Genomic DNA, 22,567 nt, shown 5'->3' with positions numbered 1-22,567 from the left:
CGACGCCACGGTTGCGGTTCGGCTCACCGGCGGCCAATTCGCGACCGTGGTGCAGAAAACCTGCCTAGGACGTCATTCGGCATGGTCTCCGGAGGCAGCGTGCGCCAACCTACTTGAGCAACTTGGACATTCGTCGATCGGCCAGGATCTTGCCGCCGGTCTGACAGGTCGGGCAGTACTGAAAGGACTTGTCGACGAAGGACACCTCCCGCACGGTGTCACCACACACGGGGCACGGCATCCCGGTGCGCGCGTGTACCCGCAACCCCGACCGCTTCTCCCCCTTGAGCGTCGCGGCGCCCTGCCCCACCGAGCGGGCCACGGCGTCGGTGAGCACCGTGATCATCGCGTCGTGCAGCGCGCCGAGCTGGGCGTCGGTGAGCTTGCCCGCGGTCGCGAACGGCGAGAGCTTCGCGACGTGCAGGATCTCGTCGCTGTAGGCGTTGCCGATGCCGGCGATGACCTTCTGGTCGGTGATGACGGTCTTGATCCGCCCGCCGTTGCCCTTGAGCACGGCGGCCAGCTCGTCGGGTCCCAGCGCCAGCGCGTCCGGGCCGAGGCTCGCGATCTGCGGCACCGCGGCGGGGTCCTCGACCAGCCAGACGGCGAGACGCTTCTGGGTGCCGGCCTCGGTCAGGTCGAAGCCCGGAGCCGCCCCGGCGGCGACGGCCGGACCGGACGCGTCACCGGGCGGCCCAAGGTGTACCCGCAGCGCGATGGGACTCTTGCCACCTGGGCGCAGCGGGGTGGCCGACAGCTTGTCCGACCATCGCAGCCAGCCGGCCCGGGACAGATGGGTGATCAGGTGCAGCCCGCCCGCCTCCAGCCCGAGGTACTTGCCCCAGCGGTTGGCCCCCGTGACGGTCTGGCCGTACAGGGCGGTGATCGGCGGGGCGAAGGTCTTGAGTACGGATAGCGCGGCGACGTCGACGCGACTCACCGTCAGCCCGACGGCGTTGCGGCGGAGGTGGTCGGCAAGGGCTTCGACCTCGGGAAGTTCCGGCACGTCTTCCAGGCTAGAGCAGATTCTCCAGCCGGATCGGCAGCTCGGTCACCCGCTTGCCGGTCGCATTGAACACGGCGTTCGCGATGGCGGCGGGTACGCCGACGATGACGACCTCGCCGAGACCCTTCACGCCGATCGGGTTGGCGGCGTCGTCGCGGGAGGCGAGGAAGGTGGCGTCCAGTGCCGGCACGTCCGCGTTGACGGGCACCAGGTAGTCGGACATGTTCGCGTTGACGATGCGGCCGTCGCGGTGGTCGAGGTCGGTGCCCTCCAGCAGCGCCATCCCGATGCCGCCGACCATGCCGCCGATGGCCTGGCTGTGCGCCAGCCTGGGGTTGACCACCCGGCCCGCGTCGTAGCAGGCGTGGATCCGCCGCACCCGGACGAAGCCCAGGGCGTCGTCGACGGCCACCTCGGCGAACACCGCGCCGTAGGCGTACATCGAGAACCGCTTGTCGGCGTCGTCGGGAGTCCAGTTGCCGCGGCTATCGAGGCTCGGCCAGCCCCGCCGCCGCAACAGCTCGCGGTAGCCCTCTCCTCGCGCCGGGTCGGCGGTGACGAACATCCGCCCGTCCGCGACCGCGACGGCCGTCGGCGCCACCCCGTTCAATGGCGAACCGGGATCGGTGACGGCGGTGCGGATCAGCCGGTCGCGCAGGGTGGCGCAGACGCGATCCACCGCGGAGCCCACACTGGCCATCGTCCGGGATCCGGAGTGCGACGGCGCCTTGGGATAGGTGCTGTCCCCCAGCGCGAAGCGCACGCGCTGCGCCGGCAGCCCCAACGCGTCGGCGGCGACCTGGGTCATCGACGTGTAGGTCCCCGGGCCCATGTCGCTGGTCGCGACCTGGATGTCGGCGGTGCCGTCGGCGTTGACGATCGCCAGCGCATCGGACTCGCTGCGGCTGGTGTGGTAGCCAGCGGCGGCCATGCCGAGGCCGATCAACGCAGTGCCGTCCCGCATCGCCCCCGGCGTGGGATTGCGCCTGGCCCAACCAAATTCGTCGGCCGCGCGCCGCAAGCACTCGGCCAGCCGCCGGGTGGAGAACGGCAGCCCGTCGATCTGGTCGTGGTCGGGTTCGTTGCGCAGCCGCAGCTCGACGGGATCGACGCCGACCTGATGTGCGAGATCGTCCATCGCCGACTCGAGCGCGAACGTGCCCGTCGTCGCCCCCGGTCCGCGCATGTACGTGGGCAGATTGACGTCGAGTGGCACCACGCGGTAGGTCGAGCGCATGTTCGGGCTGGTGTACATGAACTTCGGGGAGGCGGTCAGGCCGTCCTCGTAGGTGGCATAGCGCGCGGTCTCGGTGCGGCCCTCGTGCACGATGGCGCCGATCCGGCCGCTGGTGTCTGCGCCAACCGCTAGGCGCTGCCTGCTGGTGGGCCGGTAGCCGATGCCTGCGTAGGTCTGCTGACGGGTGAGCGCCAGCTTGACCGGCCTACCCATCTTCCGCGCCGCGAACGAGGCGAGCAGCTGGTGCGGCCAGACCTGGCCGGCGCTACCGAACGCTCCCCCGACGAACGGCGAGATGATGCGCACGTTGGCCACCGGCACGCCATGCGCCTCGGCCTGCGCCTCCTGCGCGCCGACGACGGACTGCACCTTGTCCCACACCGTCAACCGGTCCCCGTCCCACCTCGCCACGGTCGCCGGCAGCTCCATGGGGTTGTGGTTGTTGCGCGCGATCGCGTAGGTGCGGTCGGTGACCACCGCGGCGGTGCGCAAGGCGGCCTCGGGTGTGCCGCGCACGTAGTCGACCTGATTCTTGCCGGGTTTCGGAACCACCTGCGGCGCATCGATGTTCGTGTTTCCGGGTTGGACGGTGTAGTCCACGTCGACCAGTGCGGCGCCGTGGCTGGCGGCCTCGAGCGTCTCGCCGACGACCACCGCGACGGGCTGGCCGAAGAACGCGACGCGACGGATGTCGTAGGGCAGCGTCACCCCGCCGAAGTCGGTCAGCACGCGCAACACCCCCGGTGACTTCACCGCGGCGGCCGGGTCGATGCGGTCGACCGTCCCGGTCACGATGGTGCTGCAGACCAGGACTGCGTGCACGAAGTCCGGCACGGGGTTGTCGGCGGCGTAGCGGGCGCCGCCGGTGACCTTCAGCGGGCCGTCGACGCGGGCCATCGGGTTGCCGACGGCCGGGTCGGGCAGGCGCGAGGGGTAGGTCATGGCAGGGCTGCCACCGTACTCAACTGGCGCTCGACGACGCGCCGGACCAATTCGACCTTAAACCCGTTGTCCGACAGCGGCTTCGCACCTTCGGCGGCATGGGCTGCGGCGTCGTGCCACAGACCCGGTGTGACGGCGCGGCCCACCAGGGCACCTTCGACGGCGGGCAACCGCCACGGCACCGTCGCGACGCCCCCGACGGCGACCCTCGCAGTGCGCACCGTAACCCCGGCGATCTCGAGTGCCACCGCCGCGGACGTCAGCGCGAACTCATACGACTGCCGGTCGCGGACCTTGAGATAACCCGAGCGCGCCGTCGCGGGCCCGGTCGGAACCTCGATGCCGACGATGAGTTCACCCGGCCGTAGGTCGTGTTCCTGGTCGGGCGTCGTCCCGGGCTGGCGGAAGAACCCGGCAACGGGAATCCGCCTGTCGCCGTTGCCATCCCGCGTGATAACGACGGCATCGAGGGCCACCAACGCGACGGCGAGGTCGGACGGGTGGGTGGCCACGCACTGGTCGCTGGCGCCCAGGATGGCATGGTTCCGGTTCAGTCCGTCGACGGCCGCGCACCCCGCACCGGGCGTGCGGCGGTTGCACTTGGCCGACACGTCGCGGAAGTACTGACAGCGCGGGCGCTGCATCAGGTTGCCGCCGATGGAGGCCATGTTCCGCAGCTGAGCCGATGCGCTGAGCTCCAATGCCTGGGCGATGACCGGGAATCGACGCCGCACCCGATCGTCGGCGGCCAGGTCGGTCATGCGCACCAGCGAGCCGATCCGCAGCGCGCGCTCGTCGAGGTCGATCGAGCGATAGGGCAGCGCGTTGATGTCCACGACGGCGCCCGGTCGCTCGACCGTCACCCTCATGAGGTCGACGAGTGTGGTGCCACCGGCGACGTAGCGCGCGCCCGACCGTCCCGCGGCTAGCGCCGCCTGCTCGTCGGCGGCCTTGGTGTACGCGAACGGGAACACCGAACGTCAGGCCTTCTTGGCCGCCGTGGCGATTGCCTCGACGATGTTGGTGTAGGCGCCGCAGCGACAGATGTTGCCGCTCATCCACTCCCGGATCTCCGCAGCCGAACCCGTGTGTCCCTCGGCGATGCAGCCGAGACCCGACATGATCTGGCCCGACGTGCAGTAGCCGCACTGGAAGGCGTCGGTGTCGATGAAGGCCTGCTGCAGCGGATCGAGCCGACCGTGTTGCGCGACGCCCTCGATGGTGCGGACGTCGGCGCCGTCGTGCATGACCGCGAGCGTCAGACAGGAGTTCACCCGACGGCCGTCGAGCATGATCGTGCAGGCGCCGCAGGCGCCTTGGTCGCAGCCCTTCTTGGTGCCCGTCAGGCCCACCCGCTCACGCAGCATGTCGAGCAGCGACGTGCGGTTGTCGACCGCGACGTCCTTCTCCTCGCCGTTGACGCGCAGTCGAATGGTCGTCGTCGTGGGCAGGTCGGCAGCCGGTGGTGCGTCGGCCTCGCAGCCCGCCGCCAACGACGCGGCCGCGACTGCACCACTGACGGTGATCGAGGCGCCGACGAAGGTCCGGCGATTGATCTCGGGAGCCACCGAATCGAGCGTACGCCGCGAAACCCGAGGTGCTGGTTGGGCGGCCGACGCGCTATCCGCCGGGCAACACCAGCGACAGCAACCAGCTGACGATCGACAGGACGATGGCGGCCCAGATGGCCGTCCACCAGAAGTCGTCGATGTAGAGCCCCCAGTGCGTGGTGCTCTCGGTGATCCTCGAGGTGATCCACAGCATCAACGCATTGATGACGATGTGGATCAGGCCAAGGGTCAGCACGTACAGCGGTATCGAGATCAACTGGACGATCGGTTTGATGAATGCGTTGACGACGCCGAAGATCACCGCGACGACGAAGATGATGCCGACCCGTTGCAGCGCGGTCTCCCCACCGACGAACGCGATGCCCGAGACGACCTTGGTGACGACCCATAGTGCGACGCCCGTCAGGGCGGCGCGGAGCAGGAACTGACTCACGCAGAGATCCTGCCATGCCGGAACCGCTCCTCGGTGACACCCGAAGTATCCGGTACCGCGGGTATTGACTAACGGGACGGGCGCAATTAGGTTTTGGGCACAACGCCAGCGAAGGGAGTCGACGATGACTCTTTCCCCAGAAGCCGTGCGGCGCCCCGGCGCCCCGACCCGTGAGGAATTCTCCGAACGTCTGTTACGGGGGTCGGTCAAGAAGTCCTACGCGCCCGTCGTCGACATCGACTGGGACGCGCCGCTGGATCCCGACAAGTTCTTCCTGCCGCCCAAATCGGTGTCGCTGTACGGAACGCCGTTGTGGGAGTCCATGACCCGCGAACAGCAGATCGAACTGTCGCGCCAGGAGTTCGTCAACACGCTGTCGGCGGGCATCTGGTTCGAGAACATCCTCAACCAGGCTCTGTTGCGCGAACTGATGCACGCCGACCCGACGGCGCGCACGACGCACTATGCACTCACCGAGATGGGCGACGAGACCCGGCACATGGTGATGTTCGGCAGGGCGATCGAGAAGGTTGGCGGAAAGCCGATGCGGCCCAGACGGTATCAGCGCATCATGATCAACACCCTGCCGCTGACCTTCAAGGGTTCACTGCTGTGGGTAGCCGCGCTGATCGGCGAGGAGATCTTCGATTCGCTACAACGCAAGATGATGGACGACCCCGAGTTGCAACCGCTGGTGCAGCGCATCATGCGGATCCACGTCACGGAGGAGGCACGCCACATCCAGTTCGCCCGCGACGGCGCACGCAAACGCGTTGCCGAGATGCCGTGGCTGAACCGGATCTGGGTGGCCAATCTCAACGGCGCCGGGGGGTTGTTCTTCCGGCACCTGTTCACCAATGCCGCGGTGTATCGCCGCGTCGGGCTCGACGGCAAGCAGGCGCGCGACGCTGCCCGCCGCAGCCCGCATCACCACGAGGTGCAGGCCATGGGCTTCGCCCCGCTGGCGGCGTTCCTCGACGAGATCGGCCTGCTGGGCCCGATCGCGCGTCGGCTCTGGACCCGCACGCACTTCCTTTCCGGCTCGGCCGTCGCCGTGGCGGATGCGCCAGGCACCACCAACACCGACGAGACGTACGACGGCCCCGCGGTGCTGACCATCGGCGACGCCGAGCACGGCACCCGCGTCCGGCTGGCCGGCCACCTGGATCCAATCGACGGCCAATATCACTGGCGTGGATCGATCTTCGCGGACCTGCCAGCTGACGCACTGAGAACTCCGGCCGTTTCGATCACCATCGGCGAGCGCACCGTGGCGGCCCGCCTCACCGAGCGCACCTCGCAGGGCGGTTACGCGGTTGCCGGCGTCGGACCCGCGCCGTTCGCTTGACGGGTACGCCGCGCGACGACCAGTAGCGCGACCGCGAACACCGCACCCGCCGAGCCCGAGATCAGCAGCGGCAGTGTCCCATCCGCTCCCCAGAGCAATCCCGCCCACACTCCGGCCGCGAGCACGCTGAACCCCGTCGCGCCCTGGAACACCCCCTGAGCACTGGCCTGGACGTCCGGCCCGACCAGGGAGGAGATCCACGCCTTGCCGACGCCGTCGGTACATCCGGTGAACAAGCCGTAGGCCGCGATCAGCAGCCACGCGATCAGTGGATCACTGGTCAGGCCGAGCCCGACGTACCCGATCGCGAAGAACACCAGGCCAATCCCCAGCACGCCTGGACGGGAGAAGCGATCCGACAGCAACCCGGCCGGATAGCTGCTGAGGGCGTACACCACGTTGTAACAGACGTAGGCCAGGATCACCTCGGCGACCGAGAAACCAATCTCGTTGAGCCGCAGCAGGAGCAACGCATCCGGGAAGTTCACCACCCCGAACCCGACCAATAGCGCGGTCACCCGCCAGTACCGTCGCGGCAGTTCGCGAACGCGGGAGAACAGCGCCGGCCGCTCGGGCCGCACCGCACGACCACCCTCACGGACCAGGAACACCAGGGCGACGCTGCCCACCGCGGGCACGACCGCGACCCACAGCAGTGGCGCGATGCGATGGTCGAGCAGCTCGTAACCCGCCAATCCCAGCAGCGGCCCCACCACCGCCCCGAGGGTGTCCATGGCGCGGTGGAAGCCGAACACCCGACCCCGCGACTCTGGGGGTACGTCGACGACGAGAAGCGCATCCCGGGGTGCGCCCCGCACCCCCTTGCCGAGCCGGTCGACGACGCGACCGGCAAGCACACCCGGCCAGGCGCCGAACGCCGCAACCATCACCTTGCCGAGCGCGGCCATGCCGTACCCGGTGGCGATCAGCGGGCGACGGGCGAAGCGGTCACCGAGCGGGCCGGAGGTGAGCTTGGTCAGGGCCGCCGCCCCCTCCGCAGCACCCTCGATTGCACCGACCACCGCGGCAGGTGCGCCAAGTACCGCGGTCAGGTAGATCGGCAGCAGCGGGTACAGCAGCTCGCTCGCCGCGTCTTGGAGGAACGACACCATGGAGAGCACGCGAACGTTGCGGGTCAACCACGACCGCGGGCCACTCTCATCGGACATCGGCCAATCATGCGCCGATGATTCGCCCGCGCCGAATTAGAACACGTTCTAGTATCGACCTCATGCGGTTCACCTACGCCGAAGCCATGACCGATCCCAAGTACTACATCCCGTTGGCCAAGGCGGCCGACGAGGCGGGTTACCACGCCATGACGATCCCGGACAGCATCGCCTATCCGGAAGTGTCCGATTCGACGTATCCCTACACCGCGGACGGCAATCGCGAGTTCCTCGACGGCAAGGCATTCATCGAATCGTTCGCCCTGATCGGCGCACTCTCGGCGGTAACCACCAAGCTGCACTTCAACATCTTCGTGCTGAAGCTGCCGATCCGCCCGCCCGCGCTGGTCGCCAAGCAGGCCGGTTCACTGGCCGCGATGTTCGACAACCGGCTGGGGCTCGGCGTCGGCACCAGTCCCTGGCCGGAGGACTACGACATCATGGGCGTGCCCTTCGCCAAGCGCGGCAAGCGCATGGACGAGTGCATCGACGTCATCCGGGGCCTCACGTCCGGCGACTACTTCGAATACCACGGCGAGTTCTACGACATCCCCCGGTTCAAGATGACGCCATCGCCAACGAAACCCGTGCCGATCCTGATCGGTGGCCACGCCGATGCCGCCCTGCGCCGAGCCGCTCGCAACGACGGCTGGATGCATGGCGGCGGCGATCCCGAGGAGCTGGACCCGCTACTGGTGAAGCTGCAGAAGTTCCGCGACGAGGAGGAACGGATCGGCTTGGCCGACGAATTCGAGATCCACGTCATCTCGATCGACGGGTTCACCCTCGACGGCGTCAAGCGCCTCGAGGACAAGGGCGTCACCGACGTCATCGTCGGCTTCCGCATCCCCTACATCATGGGCCAGGACACCGAACCGCTCGACGACAAGATCCGCAATCTGGAGTGGTTCGCGGAGAACGTCATCGCAAAGGCTTGACCGCGAGCGCGTCGACCGCCGCCGCGCTGAGCACCTCGTCGAGCACCATGGCGGCGCCGCCGACCGCGCCGGATCTGCTGCCGTGCGCCGCCGGCATCACCTCGAGGGTGCGGGTGGCCTGGGCAGTGGCGTTGCCGTACAACGTCTCCCGAAGCCCGGCGACGAAGATCTCGTAGGCGCCGGCCATGTCGCCCGCCACCACGACGAGTGCCGGGTTGAGCAGGTTGACCGCCGAGGCGAGCACCTCGCCCACGTATCGGCCGCTGTCGCGGATCATCCGGCGCGCCTCGGCGTCGCCACCGTGGGCGATCTCGACGACGTCGCGCAGGTTCCTGACGTCGCGGCCCTGCTGCTGCAGGGCGTGCACCACCGCCCAGCCACCGGCGATCGCCTCGACACAACCGGTGTCACCGCATCGGCACGGAAGTCCTTGCGCCGCAGCGATCTTGTTGTGCCCGAACTCGCCGGCGGCCTGCGACGCCCCGCGCTGCAGTACCCCACCGGCCACGATTCCGGCGCCGAGACCACTGGAGGCCTTGATCACCAGGACGTCGTCGTATCCCCGGCCCTCGACGACTGCGATCGCGTTGGAGTCGTTGTCCACCACCACCGGCGCGTCCGAAAGCCGCTCCAGCTCGGTGAAGTACGGGCGCAACTCGACGCCGTCCCAACCGCGCAGGATCGGCGAGTCGCGGCTGCATCCCCGTTGGCGGTCCACGGTGCCGGGCAGGCTGAGCCCCACGCCGAAGATGGGGGTGTCGGGGTACTCCTGCAACATGACGTCGAGTCGCTTCACGACGTCGGGCATCAGGTCGTCGGGCCCGAGCGCGACCTCCTGGTCGATGTCGGTGATCGACAACACCTCGCCCGCCAGATCACACACGGCCAGCCGGGTCCGGCTGATGCCGACCGCGACCGACAGCACCACGCCGGCGGCGGCGTCGAACGACAGCAGCGTCGGCGGACGGCCCCCCGTCGAGGGCGCCTGTTCGCGCTCGCGCACCAGGCCGAGGGCGGTCAGGGCCGCGATTCGCGATGCGACCGCCGTACGGGACAAACCGGTGAGCTGACCAATCTCCGTCCGGGTGACGTCGCGACGATCCCGGATCAGCGCGAAGACGTCACCAACGGTTGCCATCTCTCGATTACACCCCAAGAACGTAAGCCACGCCACTTTTGTGTCATGGAAGACATAAGTCGGTTTGAGGAACGGCTTAAGTGCGGTTACCGTTGAGCCCGTGACCAGATCCCTGGACCGACCCGACGTCCCGACGTCCGCCATACCGATGTCCGTCGTGTCGCCGCCACCGGCGGTGCGATGGCTGGCCGTGTTCGCGCTCGCCATCGGCAGCTTCGCCATCGGCACCACCGAGTTCGTGGCCATGGGCCTACTGCCCGACATCGCCTCCAGCCTCGACATCACCGAGCCCATCGCGGGCCACGTCATCTCGGCATACGCACTGGGTGTCGTGGTCGGCGCTCCCGTCATCGCCTCCCTGACCGCCCGCATGCCACGCAAGACCCTGCTGCTCGCACTGATCACCGTGTTCACCCTCGGCAACCTGGCCAGCGTGCTGGCGCCCAGCTACGAGACCCTGATGGCCGCGCGCTTCGTCTCCGGCATCCCGCACGGCGCCTTCTTCGGCGTCGCCGCCCTGGTCGCTGCCCACCTGATGGGCCCGAAGAACCGCGCCAAGGCGGTCGCACACGTCATGAGCGGCCTCACCGTGGCGACCGTCCTCGGCGTCCCGATGGCCTCGTTCCTCGGCCAGCACTTCGGCTGGCGTAGCGCCTTCGGACTTGTCGTCGCCATTGGCGTCGTCACCCTGGTGGCCATCTGGAACTGGCTGCCCGACCTGCGCTCGATGCACGTGACCAGCCCGCTGACCGAGCTTGGCGCGCTGCGCCGGCCGCAGGTGTGGCTGGCGCTGCTGATCGGCATGGTCGGCTTCGGCGGCATGTTCGCGGTCTACACCTACGTGGCCACCACGCTCACCGACGTCTCCGGCCTATCCCGCGGGCTGGTCCCGCTCGGGCTGATGATGTTCGGTCTCGGCATGGTGGTCGGCAACCTGGTCGGCGGCAAGATGGCCGACATCTCGGTGGTCAAGGGCCTCTACGCCTCGATCTCCGCGCTGGCCGTCGTGCTCGCACTGTTCGTCTGGGCCGCCCACAACCCATGGACGGCGATGCTCGGGCTGTTCTTCATCGGCGCCTCGGGCTCCGCGATCGCCCCCGCCTTGCAGACCCGTCTGATGGACGTCGCGCACGGCGCCCAGACCCTCGCGGCGGCGCTGAACCACTCCGCCCTCAACATCGCCAACGCGGCGGGCGCCTGGATCGGCGGGCTCGTCATCGCCGCCGGCTACGGCTACACCGCGCCGGCTGCCTCCGGCGCTGCGCTCGCGGTTGCCGGGCTCGTCGTGCTGACCATCTCGGTGCTCCTGCAGCGCTGGACGGGAGACTCCAATGCCAAGTAACGACGCGTGGCACGTCCACGTGCACATCCTCGGTCTGCGCCTGAACTTCGCGTGGCGCCGGCCCTGGGGCCGCTCCCAGTTCGCCCGGCCGGAGCTGACCCGCGCCGCCTGACCGTCAGAGGCCGGCCACCAGGCCGGCCGCGCGGACGACACCGTCCACGACGAACCACAGCCGGATGTCGTCGTCGACGACAGCCGAGTGGATCTCGACCGACTCGCCCGGCTGAATGGGCTTGCGGTACTCCACGACCGCCCGATATGGCCCGGACTCCACCTCGGGATGCCGCGCCAGCACCTCGTGCACGCCCTGCCAGTACACGGTGTTGTTGACGTGCTTGAACAGATCGATGTCGGTGTGGCGCAGGGCAAATGGCGTGATGCTTGCGGAGCTGGCCGGCCAAGGCAGCCACGGACGCCACTTGAGCCTGGTGTCCTCGGTGGTGGTGGCGAACCGGTCGAAGAGTGCTTCGGAGATGAGCGACGGTGTGTGCGTGTGCTCGTTCATGTTGATCCAGAAGCCCTCGGTCTCGATCCGTCCGCCGTCGGAACCGTCGAGGCGGACGCGCATCGAGCACCAGCGGTTCGAGATCCCCGAACACCATCGCCGAAACGTGATGTCAGCGGGCAGCGTGATCGGTTCCAGTACGTCGATGACCGTGCGCTGGACGATCCAATGCGGATGCACGTCGGCATAGCCGGAATCGCGGAGATGCTCGGCACCCACCTCCTGGACGTTGCGCGCCACCCCGTCCAGCCGAGTGCGCAGATTCGCGTCGACGTCGCTGGTCAGCAGGCGCCAACTGGTCTGGTAGACGTAGCCCGCGGCGGGCAAGGGGCTCAGCGGCTCGCGCACGGTACCGACGGTAACGCACGACCCGTGCGAGTCTGTTCGGCGTGACCATCACCGTCGACGAGATCGCCGTGGCCGATCCCGTCGGCGATGATCTCAGCGCCTATCCTCGGCTCGTGACTGACGACGTCGTGATCATCCACACCGATGGTGGATGCCGACCCAACCCGGGCCCAGGAGGCTGGGGCGCGGTGCTGCGCCATCGCGAGCACGTCCGCGAGATGTGCGGTGGCGAGCCCGGTGAGACCAGCAACAACCGGATGGAGCTGACCGCACCGATCATGGCCCTGGAGGCGCTGACCAGATCGGTGACGGTGCACCTCCATACCGACAGCACCTACGTCCGCAACGGCATCACCAAGTGGATACTCGGCTGGGAGCGCAACGGCTGGCTGACCGCCGCGAAGCAACCCGTGAAGAACGTCGACCTCTGGCAGCGCCTGCAGCTGGCCTGCGCACGGCACCAGGTCGAGTGGTTCTGGGTGAAGGGTCACGCCGGCAATGCCGACAACGAGTTGGCCGACGTCTTGGCCACCCGCGGCATGCAAGAGGCGATCGGCGCCTCGCGCTGACTCGCGCTGACTCGCGCTTTGACGAAATCCCCTGTTGGACAATCTATTTCACCCAGGCTTCGACGATGCCCGCCGGTACCGCTAGATCCCTGACGACCCAGGTCGGCTGCAGTATGATCCCGGAATGGGGGTGACGACGGGCGATCTCATCGCGGAGATGGCGGCGCACGCCACCCGAGAGGGCGCCAACGTCGGCCTGTGGCCGGGACTGACCATCTACCGCTACAGCGCGCCCACCAAGCCGCAGTGGGAAGAGATCCAATCGCTGTCGCTCGGCATCATCGCGCAGGGCCGCAAGGCGGTGACGGCGGAGGGCAAACGATACGTCTACGACCAGTTGAACTATCTGGTCCTCAACAGCCGTTTGCACTTTCAAGCCCAGGTGCTCGAGGCCTCGCCCGATCTGCCGTTCCTATCGTTCGTGCTGCAAATCGAGCCGGCCCTGGTCCGCGAGATCTCCGCCGAGATGCTGGAGCGCCGCGCCGCGTCGTCCGTCGACAGGGCGGCACCGGATGCATCCGAGGACGCCGGCATCGTATCGGCCCTCGACGAGGAATTGGCCAGCAGCGTGCTGCGGTTCATCCGGTCCCTGGCAGCGAGCACCGATCGCCGCGTGCTCACGCCGTTGTACCTGCGCGAGATGGTGTATCGGGTCCTGCAACGCGAACAGTTCGCCCGGATGTTGCGCATCGCGGCGCAGCAGACGGCGAGCAACCCCGTCGCCGCAGCGCTGACCTACGCCGCTGCGCACCTGTCCGATCCGTTGACGGTCTCCATCCTGGCCGAGCAGGTCAACCTCAGCCCGTCGGCGTTCTCCCGGGCGTTCCGTGACGTGACCGGCCAATCGCCGTACCAATTCGTCAAGGCGATGCGCCTGGATCGGGCGCGCGAGCTGCTGATCGAGGGGCGCCTCAGCGTTGATGATCTGTCGCGCGCCGTCGGCTACACGAGCTCGTCGCACTTCATCAAGACCTTTCGCCATCGCTTCGGAACGACGCCCCGCGACTACGCGGACGGGCATTCACTGAGTCGCGAGCTGACGGCCGCCCGTCTTGGCGAGTGACCCGCCGCTAGGTCGCGTCCCTGGTGCGCAGGAACTCCACGCGCCGGTCGGTCAGCAAGGGTCGGATACGCTCGACCACCACGTCACGGTAGTGAGCCGAGTTCAGGTGCGCGTCGAGCGCGGCGTCGTCGCGATAGTGCTCGACGAGCAGCAGGGTGGTTGGTTCCGAAAGGCTCCGAAATGCCTCGTAGCCAACGCATCCGGGCTCGGTCAGAGACGTCGACCGAAGGACGTCGAGATGTTCGAGTACCTCTGGCATGGCGTCCTCCGTGGTCGTCCAGTGGGCAACGACGACGACGGGCTCGGCGGACGCCATCAGATCCGCTTGAGCGCGTCGACGAGGGCCTCGCCGACCACGGTGCCCGATTGCGGGTTCTGGCCCGTGATCAGCCGGCCGTCCACCACGAGCTTGGAATGCCACGGCTCGGTCGCCTCGTATAGTGCGCCTTCCTCCCGCAGCGCCGCCTCGAGATCGAAGGGCACGTCGTCCTGGGCGTAACCATCCTCCTCGGCAGTCGAGAAGGAGGTCAGCTTGCGGCCGCGTACCAGCGGCGAACCGTCGTCCAGGGTGACCCCCAGGAAGGCCGACGGTCCGTGGCACACGGCGGAGACGATCATGCCCGCGTTCCATGCGTCGATGACGACGGACTGCACCTCCGGATTGCCGGTGATGTCGACCATCGGTCCGAGCCCGCCGGGGAAGAAGACCGCGTCGTAGTCGCGCACGTCGACCTCGGAGAGCTTGCGGCTACGCGACAGCCGACGGTAGGCCTTGCTCTGCAGGAACGCCGTCTGCGTCGGATCGTCCCCGTCGAACCCGTCCTCGGGAGGCTTGCCGCCCAGCGGCGTGGTGAATTCGACGGCGATGCCGGCACGGTCGAGCACCTGCACCGGATGGGCGATCTCGGGGAAGAAGAACCCGGTGGCGCGATGGTGCGGACCGATCACCGCGGCGTTGGTGGCGACGATGAGGACGTACGGGACGGTCATGGATTCTCCTGTTCGATGGTGTCCGCGGGTCGAGTCGGTCAGTCGAATACGACGACGGCACGGCCGAGGGCGTCGACGATGCTGACGTCCGGCGCGGGTACCTCGTCGATCTCGACGGGCGCGCCGAAGTGATGGATGCGGGCCGCACGCATCTTCATGGCTGGTCCTCCTCGTCACCGATGACGATCAGCCAACCAAGTCCGCTGGGGTCGCGGTGACGCGTTCCTGCTCGATGGCTGCTCATTCCGACTCGGGGCCTGGCTGCCGGTGGGACCCGGTGGCGCCCGGAAATATCTTCGGCCCTCATACCGTTCTGAAACTCGTACGCTTATGTAACGTCGTTTCATAAGCGCCAGCCCACTCGTCTGAGAGACAGGAATGCACCATGACCAACGTCGTATTCATCCACGGCCTGTGGGTCGCCAGCACCGCGTGGCAGCCATGGATCGACCGCTTCGGCGAGCACGGCCACCACGCAATCGCCCCGGCCTGGCTTGGCGAGCACGCCACCCCGGAGGAGACCCGTCGGCACGCCGCGGACCAGGCAGGCAATGGCATCGACGAACTGACCGAGTACTTCGCCGGCATACTGGAGCAGTTCGACACTCCACCTGTGGTCATTGGACACTCATTCGGTGGGTTGATCGCCCAGAAGTTGCTTGGGCAGAACAAGGCCGCCGCCGCGGTGGCCATCGACCCCGCGCCCATCAAGGGCGTCAGGCCGCTGCCCGTGGCGCAGCTCCGCTCGGCGTTCCCGGTTCTTGGCAATCCCCTCAATCGCGGCCGCGCCCGGGGTCTGACGGCGTCGCAGTGGCGCTACGGTTTCGGCAACGCCTTGACCGTCGAGGAATCCGATGCCCTTTGGGAACGATGGTCGATCCCCTCACCCGGCAAGCCGCTCTTCGAAGCCGCCGTCGCGAACTTCTCCGGAACGTCACCCGCCAAGGTCGACGTCGCCAACGGCACGCGCGGACCGCTGCTGATCACCGGCGGTACGGCGGATCACACCGTGCCCTTCGTCTCGGCCAAGGCCACCCACGGGCTGTACCGAAAGTCCGCGGCGGTCACAGACTTTCACGAGTTCGCAGGACGCGGGCACTCGTTGACGATCGACCACGGATGGCGTGACGTCGCCGACATCGCCCTCTCCTGGATGGCCGAACGGGGGTCGGTTCGGGGGCATGAGCAAACCGCCGGCCCGCCGCCGCACTGCCAGCCATCGCGTCTCGGCCGCGTTGCTCGACGCGGCCGAGACCGTGCTGGATCGCGACGGTGTGATCGGCGTGACCGTCCGTGCCGTCGCGCAGCAGGCCGCCGTCTCACCCACGAGCGTCTACAACAGGTTTGGTGACAAGGAGGGACTGATCACCGCGCTGGCCACCCGCACGTTGGACGGGCTCGCCGAGGTCATCGACGTCGGCGGTGACCTCGAACCGGTCGAGCAGTTCCGCACGTCGTGCCGTAACTACCGGGAGTTCGCGCTGCGCCATCCCGCACGGTACTCGCTGATCTTCGGACCGGGCAGCCCACTGGAGGACCGGTCATCGGACGTGGCGGCCGCCGGCCGGGCAGTGTTCGCCATCCTGGTGGAGCTCATCCGCGCGGTGAAAGGCAGTGCTCCAGAGCAGGATTCGTTCGAGTTCGCACAGGTCGTCTGGAGCGCCCTGCACGGCGCCGTCACCATCGAACACGCCAAGATCGCCCAGGTGCTCGATGAGGACGCCACCTTCGAACGCATGCTCGACGTGCTCGCCGGCAGTCTCGTCGATCGGTGACACGTCGCGTCATTCCCAGACGACCTCGGCCGGAGCCTTGTCGGGACGCAGCCCCCGCCAACTCGGCTGCCGCAACCGGCCGTCCGAGGTGCGCTCGCTGTAGCGGACCTCGCCCACCAACGTGGGCTCGACGAACGTCACGCCCTTGGCGTCCGGTCCGGTCAACCGGGTCGTGAACGGTGACCGGTCGGTGTGCAACGGTTCCAGAATCTCCTTGAGGCGGGCCAGATCCCGTTCGGTGAACCCCGTTCCGACCCGACCCGCGAAGACCAGCCCGTCCCCCTCGGGCACGCCCACCAGCAGTGCACCGATGCCGCTGGTGCGCCCGCCCTCACCCGCCCGCCAGCCGCCGATGACCACCTCCTGGGTGAGCCACAGCTTGTCCTTGATCCACGACGAGGAACGCCGCCCGGGTTGATAGGTGGAGTCCCGCCTCTTGGCGACCACCCCCTCCCAGTGACGTTCGCGGGCGTACTCCATGGCCTGCTTGCCGTCACCGGGCAGCTGTTCGGGCACGATCAGGCCGCCACCGTCGGCCAGCGCCTCGAGCACCCGGCGGCGGTCGGAGTACTTGGCACGCAACAGCGATCGACCGTCGAGCATCAGCACGTCGAACGCCCAGAACTCGATGTTGGCACCCGCACCACGGTTCTGCATTGCCCCGAAGCTGGGCACACCCGCGTCGTCCAGGGCGACCACCTCACCGTCGAGCACTACGTGGTGATCGGCCAAATCAGCCGCTAGCGAGGCCAATCGAGGATACTCGGCGGTCACGTCGCGACCGCTGCGCGAGCGCAGCCGTAGCACCCCGTGATCGGCGTCGACCAGCATCCGGTAACCGTCCCACTTGCCTTCGAACGCCCACGGCCCCGAGGTGAGCTTCTCGACGGACCCGTGCGTCGCCAGCATTGGCGACACGTCGTCCAGGTCGAAGGTCTTCTGTTCCTTCATCCGGTGCGCCAGCCAGTTCTTGCCGTCCGTCTGAATCAGCGCATAGCGACCGGAGATTCGCGACCCGTGCAGGGTGACGATCACTTCCCCCTTCTCGCCCTTCACACCCTTCTCTCCGTCCACGCCCGGGTCGCGGAACTTCTCGGTCTCGTAAGTGCCGGAGTCCCAGATGATCACCTTGCCGCCGCCGTATTCACCCGCCGGGATCGAACCCTCGAAGGTCGCGTACTCCAGTGGATGGTCCTCGGTATGCACGGCGAGATGGTTGACCGATGTCGTCTGCGGCAGATTCTTCGGCACCGCCCACGACACCAGCACGCCACCGCGCTCGAGGCGAAAGTCGTAGTGCAACCGCCGCGCGTGGTGCTCCTGGATCACGAAGGTGTCGTCGTTGCCGACCGCGGGCGCGGTGGGTGGCACCGGCTCCGGCGTCTTGCGCGGATCCCGCATCCGCCGGTAGGTGGTGAGCTCGTCGGCCACCGGAGCATCCGCATCGAGGTTCGCAAGCAGATCGCCGTCCCGCTCGACGCGCTCGATCACCTCGTCGAAGCGCAGGTGCCGCAGTTCCGGATCGGCGATCTCCTCCCACGTGCGCGGTGCCGCGACGGTCGGACTCTCCTTGCCCCGCATGGAATACGGCGCGATGGTGGTCTTGGCGGCGCTGTTCTGGCTCCAGTCCAGGAACACCTTGCCCTCGCGCAGGCTCTTGGTCATGGTCGCGGTGACCAGCTTCGGCATGGTCTTCTCGAGCTGCTGGGCGATCCGCTTGGCCAACACCGACGCCCCGTTCGAGCTGATCGGCTGCTCCAGCGGGACGTAGAGATGCAGCCCCTTGCTGCCGCTGGTGAGCGGGTAGGTCGTCAAGCCCATCCCGGTGATCAGCTCGCGCACCGCCTCGGCGACCTCGCAGAGCTGCGGCATCGTCACGCCGTCACCGGGGTCGAGGTCGAACACCACCCGCGTCGCCGGGCCCACCTCGACACCCGAGAAGCGCCACTGCGGCACGTGCACCTCCAGCGACGCCTGCTGGGCGATCCAGGCCAGGCCCTCGCGGGAATCGATGATCGGGTAGGTCGTGGTGCCCGACGAATGCGCGATCGCGCCACGGTGCAACCACTCCGGCGCCGAGGACGCCAGCTGCTTCTCGAAGAAGGCCTCGGCCTCCACGCCGTTGGGCCAGCGCTTGCGAGTGACGGGTCGACCGGCAATGTGCGGCAGCATGTACTCCGCGATGGACACGTAGTACTCGAAGACCTCTGCCTTGGTGGTACCCGTGGCGGGGTAGAGCACCTTGTCGGGATTGGTGAGCTTCACCCGACCGCAACGATCCACCATCCCACGCTATTACCCACCGGAGCGTGGTGTCATCACCCGCGCCAGTGCGGGTCAGGCTGCGTGTGGCTCGGGTGGCCCGGGTTCGCGCGCGTTCGGTGCCCGCGGCTCGTCGTCCAGCGGTCGGTATAGCCGTTCCGGCCGGTGGTAGCCGTTGACGCGGGCCTGCCCGGTGTCGAGGTGCTCGGGTGGGATCCATTCGACGTCGTGCTCGGCGTTGATCCGGGTGGTCCAGCCGCCCGGACCCACCATGCGATTGTCCGGACCGCACGCCAGCCCCAGCTCGTAGGTTGGTCTGGCCGTCGTCGGCCCAGTCACGGGCGGCGTGGTGGACCTGGCTGCCGTAGGCGGGCACCGTACAGCCCGGCTTGGTGCATCCGCCGTCGCGGGCGATCAGCATGATGCGCTGCGCCGCAGAGGCGATGCGCCGACCGCGAAACAGATCGAGCGCGGCCCCGGTGGCCCCGTCGAAGACGGCGAGATAGTGCGTCGCCCTCGCTGCCATGCGCACGACGTCGCCGATCGGTATCACCGTGCCCCCACCGGAGACGCCGACGCCGGCGCGACTCTCCAGATCCTGCAGCGTGGTGCGGATGATGATGCAGGTCGGCAGCCCGTTGTGTTGGCCCAGCTCACCGCTTTCCAGCACACTGCGCCCGACCGCGACGAGTGCATCGTGCCGTCGCTGCGCCACACTGCGGTGGTCACCGTCGATCTGGGCCTGGGACGGCGTTCCCGAGATGCAGGGGCGCTCATCGTTGGGATTGCACATCCCGGGCGCCCCGAACTTCGCGAAGATCGACTCGTAGATGGCCCACGCCTCGGGGGTCAGGGTGGCCTTGAGCTGGGTCATGCCGTCGGGCCCCTGCGGCGCCTTGGTCACGCCGCGGCGCCGCGCGCGTTCGGCGTCGTCGGGTGCGGGGCCGTCCTGATCCAGGAGGAACAACCGTCGGTCGGCGTCGTCCTTGAGCTCCTTGGGGCCGACGCCCATCGCAGTCCGGACCAGATCGGCCTCGAGCTGACCGCGGGTGGTGACGTCGACCGCCGGCGGGATGCGTTCGATCGCCTCGCGCAGCACTCGCACGTGCTCGCGGTTGATCACTCCGTGGGACTGGGCGATGGCCGTACATTCCAGGAGTGGTTGCAGCGGTTCGCCGTTCAGCGCCTGGCGGGGCCCCAACTGGGCGGCGTCCTCGAGCCGGCGGCCGGCCTCGGCGGGCGAGATCCGCCACCGGATCGCCAGCACGTCACGCCAGGACTTGGCGCCCATCGCCCTTGGCGTGGTCTCGGTCTGCAGGCGGGCCAGCAGCCGGTGGCTCTGCACCGGGAGTTGGCAGGTGAGGGTCTCGAGGTCGTCGAGCACCCCGACGAGTTCGGCCCGGGTGAGCGCGTCGACGGACAGCGCTGCCAACCGGTCGTAGGCCGTACGCAACGCCGCGACCGCCTCACCAACCTCTTGCATTACTCGAACTTATGTTCGAATCCTAAGAACTCGGCGGCGCAGTTCACGAGGATTCTCTGAGTGTCCACACTCGTTGTTGCACAACGATTCACCCGTCTTCGGAGAGCACGGCGAACGGCGCCGTCGGCACCTCCGCGACCGCCATCTTGGCGGCAGAGTCGGTGGGGATGACGTCGCCCGCCAGCGCCGCGAGCGCCTTGTTGGTGCCGACGTCGCGACCGGCCTTCTCGCTGAGCAACCACCGCACCTCGAGCAGATCGCAGTACGCCTGGATGGCGGTACCCGTGAAGTGCACCGCCTCGTGGGCCAGTTGCTCGTACGGAGTCAGCACCTCGATCACCCACAGCCGCGCGGCCGTCGACTCGTCGACGTCGTGGCCGGCCTCGACGCACAACTGCGCTTGGTACGCATGCAGGTCACCGAGCAGGATGGCCGCCTGTCCCTCGCCGACGTCCAGTCCGGTCAGGTCCCGCAGGTGTTGCGCGTGATAGCGACGGTCGCCCACGGCGACGCGGACCCGCATCCGGCTCGGGTCCTCGGCATCGGGCTGCAGCGCGAGTTCGTCGACGGCGAAACCGAGTTCGTTGAGCCTGCGGATGGTGCCCTCCACGCGATACCGGTCGCTGAAGCCGAATACCGGCTCGGCATGCAACAGTTCCCAGAGGCTGTCGTAGCGGACCTGCACCTGTTCGGCCTCGGCGATCAGCACCTCGTGCATCTCCTCGGGCAACTCGAGTCGCTCGGCGAGGTCGACCAGGCCCTCGGCGACGTTCTCGACCAGGATCTCGAGATCGTGCCGACGCTGCCCGCGACTCAGCTGCGGATGAACCTCGGAGGTCTCGGCGTCGACCAGCCACGCCTGCAGCAGCTGCCCGTCCCGGGAGAACAGCGTGTTGGCCAGGGAGCAGTCACCCCAGAACACCCCGTGCCGGTGCAGTTCCACCAGCAGGCCCGCCATCGCGTCGAGCAGCCTGGCCCGGTGGCGCGGCTGGTCGGGTGGCAATCGCATGAACAATCGCCGGTACTGCCACGACCCCTCGAGATAGCGGGTGACCAGGATCGCGGTGTCGAACTCCGGCTGCAGCACCAGCCCCGCCGGGTGCACGGCGGGCAACCCCATGTCCTCCAGCTTCCGCAGTACCTCGTACTCCTTGATCGCGATCCGCGGCGGCATGTCCTTGACCGCCCAGAGATGTCCGTCGGCGTCGACGAACTTCACCAGGTGCCGACTCATTCCGACGGCGATGTCCCGCAGCGGGACCTCGGGCACCACCCAATCCGAAAGCGGCTTGTCCCACGGCAATCCGAGCAGACCAGGCGTCGGAGCCCGGAGCCGCAACTCCGGTGGTCTCATGGCTAATTCAGTCGCTCGCCCGAGGTCGGGTGGAACAGGTGCACCGCGCCCTCCGGGTGCCTGCGCAGGCGAACCGAGTCGGCCAGCCGCGGCGCGGTGCGCGGGTTGCAACGCGCCACCAACTCGACCCCACCCGAACCGGCGTGCGTGTAGACGTAGGCCTCGCTGCCGAGATCCTCGACGAGGTCGACGACCACCTCGATGCCGCCGGTCTCGGTGACCTCGAGCTGCTCGGGCCGAATGCCGACGGTGACCTCCGACAGACCCGCCTGGCTGATCTTGGCGATGTCGTCGCGCTCCAGCTCGAACACGGAGTCCCCCACCTTCACACCGTCATTGGTGACCGGTGCGGTGAAGAGGTTCATCGCGGGCGAGCCGATGAAGCCCGCCACGAAGGCGTTCGCCGGACGATCGTAGAGCTCGTTGGGCGACGCGAACTGCTGCAGCTTGCCGAACCGCAGCACGGCCACCCGGTCACCCATCGTCATGGCCTCGACCTGGTCGTGGGTGACGTAGACGGTGGTGGTGCCGAGACGGCGCTGCAGGGCGGCGATCTGCGTGCGGGTCTGCACGCGCAGCTTGGCGTCCAGGTTGCTCAACGGCTCGTCCATGCAGAACACCTGCGGCTCACGGACGATCGCGCGGCCCATCGCGACGCGCTGACGCTGACCGCCGGACAGCTTGGCGGGCTTGCGGTCCAGGAACTCGGTGAGATCGAGGATCTTGGCCGCGCTCTCGACCTTCTTGCGGCGCTCGTCGGCCGGCACGCCGCGCAGCTTCAGGGCGAAGCCCATGTTCTCGGCCACGGTCTTGTTGGGGTACAGGGCGTAGTTCTGGAACACCATCGCGATGTCGCGATCCTTGGACGGGACGCCCGTCATGTCCTTGCCATCGATCTCGATGGCCCCCTCGTCGATGTCCTCCAGTCCGGCCAGCATCCGCAGCGCGGTGCTCTTGCCGGAGCCGGAAGGCCCCACCAGGACGATGAATTCGCCGTCCTTGATGTCCAGGTTGAGATTGTCGACCGCGAGTTTGTCCGACCCTTCGTAGATGCAGGACGCGTTCTTGTAGGTGATCGATGCCATGTCGGGTTC

At 68.0% G+C, this 22,567-nt stretch carries 21 protein-coding genes and 1 pseudogene; 8 read left to right on the top strand and 14 right to left on the bottom strand.

From position 1 onward, the window contains the following. Positions 1 to 109 precede the first annotated feature (109 nt). The 5 genes from SBI80_RS11855 to SBI80_RS11835 all read right to left on the bottom strand — a co-directional run bounded on the left by SBI80_RS11855 (position 110) and on the right by SBI80_RS11835 (position 5,189). Positions 110 to 1,006 carry an Fpg/Nei family DNA glycosylase gene (locus tag SBI80_RS11855; RefSeq protein ID WP_318974793.1) on the bottom strand — a complete coding sequence of 299 codons (897 nt, stop codon included), beginning with the start codon at positions 1,004 to 1,006 and terminating at the stop codon, positions 110 to 112. Positions 1,007 to 1,016: 10 nt separating this feature from the next. Continuing rightward, positions 1,017 to 3,185 carry a xanthine dehydrogenase family protein molybdopterin-binding subunit gene (locus SBI80_RS11850; protein WP_318974791.1) on the bottom strand — a complete coding sequence of 723 codons (2,169 nt, stop codon included), beginning with the start codon at positions 3,183 to 3,185 and terminating at the stop codon, positions 1,017 to 1,019. Further along, on the bottom strand, positions 3,182 to 4,159 hold the full coding sequence (locus SBI80_RS11845) for an FAD binding domain-containing protein (RefSeq protein WP_318974789.1): 978 nt from the start codon (positions 4,157 to 4,159) through the stop codon (positions 3,182 to 3,184). Before SBI80_RS11845 ends, SBI80_RS11850 begins: the two co-directional genes overlap by 4 nt. Before the next feature lie 6 nt (positions 4,160 to 4,165). Continuing rightward, entirely contained in the window at positions 4,166 to 4,636 is a 471-nt protein-coding gene (locus SBI80_RS11840) for a (2Fe-2S)-binding protein (protein ID WP_413232713.1), read from the bottom strand. A 169-nt stretch (positions 4,637 to 4,805) separates the two neighbouring features. Then, a complete protein-coding gene (locus SBI80_RS11835; protein ID WP_318974785.1) occupies positions 4,806 to 5,189 on the bottom strand; it encodes a phage holin family protein in 384 nt (127 codons plus the stop codon). Between the two features lie 124 nt (positions 5,190 to 5,313). Between SBI80_RS11835 and SBI80_RS11830 the strand changes: the two genes are divergently transcribed. Beyond that, the gene (locus tag SBI80_RS11830; RefSeq protein WP_318974783.1) at positions 5,314 to 6,537 is read left to right on the top strand and encodes a diiron oxygenase; all 1,224 of its coding nucleotides are present in this window, start codon (positions 5,314 to 5,316) and stop codon (positions 6,535 to 6,537) included. Here SBI80_RS11830 and SBI80_RS11825 read toward each other — a convergent pair. Beyond that, positions 6,498 to 7,706, bottom strand: coding sequence for an MFS transporter (locus SBI80_RS11825; RefSeq protein WP_318974781.1), 1,209 nt, complete (start codon positions 7,704 to 7,706; stop codon positions 6,498 to 6,500). The genes SBI80_RS11830 and SBI80_RS11825 overlap by 40 nt on opposite strands. Positions 7,707 to 7,768: 62 nt before the next feature. Here SBI80_RS11825 and SBI80_RS11820 point away from each other — a divergent pair, with 62 nt between their 5' ends. Then, positions 7,769 to 8,644, top strand: a complete 876-nt coding sequence (locus SBI80_RS11820; RefSeq protein WP_318974779.1) for an LLM class flavin-dependent oxidoreductase — start codon at positions 7,769 to 7,771, stop codon at positions 8,642 to 8,644. On the opposite strand, the gene SBI80_RS11815 is transcribed toward SBI80_RS11820, so the two are convergent. Continuing rightward, entirely contained in the window at positions 8,628 to 9,782 is a 1,155-nt protein-coding gene (locus SBI80_RS11815) for an ROK family transcriptional regulator (RefSeq protein ID WP_318974778.1), read from the bottom strand. The two genes, SBI80_RS11820 and SBI80_RS11815, sit on opposite strands and share 17 nt — an antisense overlap. A 148-nt stretch (positions 9,783 to 9,930) precedes the next feature. Here SBI80_RS11815 and SBI80_RS11810 point away from each other — a divergent pair, with 148 nt between their 5' ends. Beyond that, positions 9,931 to 11,124 carry an MFS transporter gene (locus tag SBI80_RS11810; protein ID WP_318975236.1) on the top strand — a complete coding sequence of 398 codons (1,194 nt, stop codon included), beginning with the start codon at positions 9,931 to 9,933 and terminating at the stop codon, positions 11,122 to 11,124. Then, positions 11,114 to 11,236 (top strand): hypothetical protein, encoded by a 123-nt coding sequence (locus SBI80_RS11805; RefSeq protein WP_318974776.1) that lies wholly within the window; start codon positions 11,114 to 11,116, stop codon positions 11,234 to 11,236. The genes SBI80_RS11810 and SBI80_RS11805 overlap by 11 nt, the downstream gene beginning before the upstream one ends. 3 nt (positions 11,237 to 11,239) lie before the next feature. On the opposite strand, the gene SBI80_RS11800 is transcribed toward SBI80_RS11805, so the two are convergent. Continuing rightward, positions 11,240 to 11,977 (bottom strand): acyl-[acyl-carrier-protein] thioesterase, encoded by a 738-nt coding sequence (locus tag SBI80_RS11800; RefSeq protein ID WP_318974774.1) that lies wholly within the window; start codon positions 11,975 to 11,977, stop codon positions 11,240 to 11,242. A gap of 113 nt (positions 11,978 to 12,090) precedes the next feature. On the opposite strand from SBI80_RS11800, the gene rnhA reads away from it, so the two are divergent. Next, positions 12,091 to 12,546, top strand: coding sequence for a ribonuclease HI (gene rnhA, locus SBI80_RS11795; protein WP_318975235.1), 456 nt, complete (start codon positions 12,091 to 12,093; stop codon positions 12,544 to 12,546). Positions 12,547 to 12,670: 124 nt separating this feature from the next. Further along, a complete protein-coding gene (locus SBI80_RS11790; protein WP_318974771.1) occupies positions 12,671 to 13,609 on the top strand; it encodes an AraC family transcriptional regulator in 939 nt (312 codons plus the stop codon). A 7-nt stretch (positions 13,610 to 13,616) separates the two neighbouring features. Here the strand turns inward: SBI80_RS11790 and SBI80_RS11785 are convergent, their stop codons facing one another. Beyond that, complete coding sequence (locus SBI80_RS11785; RefSeq protein WP_318974769.1) at positions 13,617 to 13,925, bottom strand: putative quinol monooxygenase; 309 nt, start codon at positions 13,923 to 13,925, stop codon at positions 13,617 to 13,619. Next, the gene (locus SBI80_RS11780; protein ID WP_318974768.1) at positions 13,925 to 14,599 is read right to left on the bottom strand and encodes a type 1 glutamine amidotransferase domain-containing protein; all 675 of its coding nucleotides are present in this window, start codon (positions 14,597 to 14,599) and stop codon (positions 13,925 to 13,927) included. The genes SBI80_RS11785 and SBI80_RS11780 overlap by 1 nt, the downstream gene beginning before the upstream one ends. A 385-nt stretch (positions 14,600 to 14,984) precedes the next feature. Between SBI80_RS11780 and SBI80_RS11775 the strand changes: the two genes are divergently transcribed. Next, positions 14,985 to 15,950 (top strand): alpha/beta hydrolase, encoded by a 966-nt coding sequence (locus tag SBI80_RS11775; RefSeq protein WP_318974766.1) that lies wholly within the window; start codon positions 14,985 to 14,987, stop codon positions 15,948 to 15,950. Then, entirely contained in the window at positions 15,883 to 16,374 is a 492-nt protein-coding gene (locus SBI80_RS11770; protein WP_318974764.1) for a TetR/AcrR family transcriptional regulator, read from the top strand. The genes SBI80_RS11775 and SBI80_RS11770 overlap by 68 nt, the downstream gene beginning before the upstream one ends. A 9-nt stretch (positions 16,375 to 16,383) precedes the next feature. Here the strand turns inward: SBI80_RS11770 and SBI80_RS11765 are convergent, their stop codons facing one another. The 4 genes and pseudogenes from SBI80_RS11765 to SBI80_RS11750 form a co-directional block, all read right to left on the bottom strand. Beyond that, positions 16,384 to 18,660 (bottom strand): ATP-dependent DNA ligase, encoded by a 2,277-nt coding sequence (locus tag SBI80_RS11765; RefSeq protein ID WP_318974762.1) that lies wholly within the window; start codon positions 18,658 to 18,660, stop codon positions 16,384 to 16,386. 51 nt (positions 18,661 to 18,711) lie between these two features. Beyond that, positions 18,712 to 20,119, bottom strand: a pseudogene (locus SBI80_RS11760) (HNH endonuclease signature motif containing protein). An 88-nt stretch (positions 20,120 to 20,207) separates the two neighbouring features. Further along, positions 20,208 to 21,473, bottom strand: coding sequence for a DUF4032 domain-containing protein (locus tag SBI80_RS11755; RefSeq protein WP_318974760.1), 1,266 nt, complete (start codon positions 21,471 to 21,473; stop codon positions 20,208 to 20,210). A 2-nt stretch (positions 21,474 to 21,475) separates the two neighbouring features. Beyond that, positions 21,476 to 22,558 carry an ABC transporter ATP-binding protein gene (locus tag SBI80_RS11750; protein ID WP_318974759.1) on the bottom strand — a complete coding sequence of 361 codons (1,083 nt, stop codon included), beginning with the start codon at positions 22,556 to 22,558 and terminating at the stop codon, positions 21,476 to 21,478. Between the last annotated feature and the right edge of the window lie 9 nt (positions 22,559 to 22,567).

Source organism: Mycolicibacterium sichuanense, from assembly GCF_033741125.1.
GTDB lineage: Bacteria > Actinomycetota > Actinomycetes > Mycobacteriales > Mycobacteriaceae > Mycobacterium.
Note: the sequence above shows the minus strand (reverse complement) of the source record. Positions and strands in the feature narration are given on the sequence as shown.

Bases quoted from the DNA above. Each gene is read 5' to 3' on its own strand.
- SBI80_RS11850 (WP_318974791.1), bottom strand. From the start codon at position 3,185: ATGACCTACCCCTCGCGCCTGCCCGACCCGGCCGTCGGCAACCCGATG.
- SBI80_RS11830 (WP_318974783.1), top strand. From the start codon at position 5,314: ATGACTCTTTCCCCAGAAGCCGTGCGGCGCCCCGGCGCCCCGACCCGT.
- SBI80_RS11825 (WP_318974781.1), bottom strand. From the start codon at position 7,706: ATGTCCGATGAGAGTGGCCCGCGGTCGTGGTTGACCCGCAACGTTCGC.
- SBI80_RS11820 (WP_318974779.1), top strand. From the start codon at position 7,769: ATGCGGTTCACCTACGCCGAAGCCATGACCGATCCCAAGTACTACATC.
- SBI80_RS11815 (WP_318974778.1), bottom strand. From the start codon at position 9,782: ATGGCAACCGTTGGTGACGTCTTCGCGCTGATCCGGGATCGTCGCGAC.
- SBI80_RS11810 (WP_318975236.1), top strand. From the start codon at position 9,931: ATGTCCGTCGTGTCGCCGCCACCGGCGGTGCGATGGCTGGCCGTGTTC.
- SBI80_RS11805 (WP_318974776.1), top strand. From the start codon at position 11,114: ATGCCAAGTAACGACGCGTGGCACGTCCACGTGCACATCCTCGGTCTG.
- SBI80_RS11790 (WP_318974771.1), top strand. From the start codon at position 12,671: ATGGGGGTGACGACGGGCGATCTCATCGCGGAGATGGCGGCGCACGCC.
- SBI80_RS11785 (WP_318974769.1), bottom strand. From the start codon at position 13,925: ATGGCGTCCGCCGAGCCCGTCGTCGTCGTTGCCCACTGGACGACCACG.
- SBI80_RS11780 (WP_318974768.1), bottom strand. From the start codon at position 14,599: ATGACCGTCCCGTACGTCCTCATCGTCGCCACCAACGCCGCGGTGATC.
- SBI80_RS11775 (WP_318974766.1), top strand. From the start codon at position 14,985: ATGACCAACGTCGTATTCATCCACGGCCTGTGGGTCGCCAGCACCGCG.
- SBI80_RS11765 (WP_318974762.1), bottom strand. From the start codon at position 18,660: ATGGTGGATCGTTGCGGTCGGGTGAAGCTCACCAATCCCGACAAGGTG.
- SBI80_RS11755 (WP_318974760.1), bottom strand. From the start codon at position 21,473: ATGAGACCACCGGAGTTGCGGCTCCGGGCTCCGACGCCTGGTCTGCTC.
- SBI80_RS11750 (WP_318974759.1), bottom strand. From the start codon at position 22,558: ATGGCATCGATCACCTACAAGAACGCGTCCTGCATCTACGAAGGGTCG.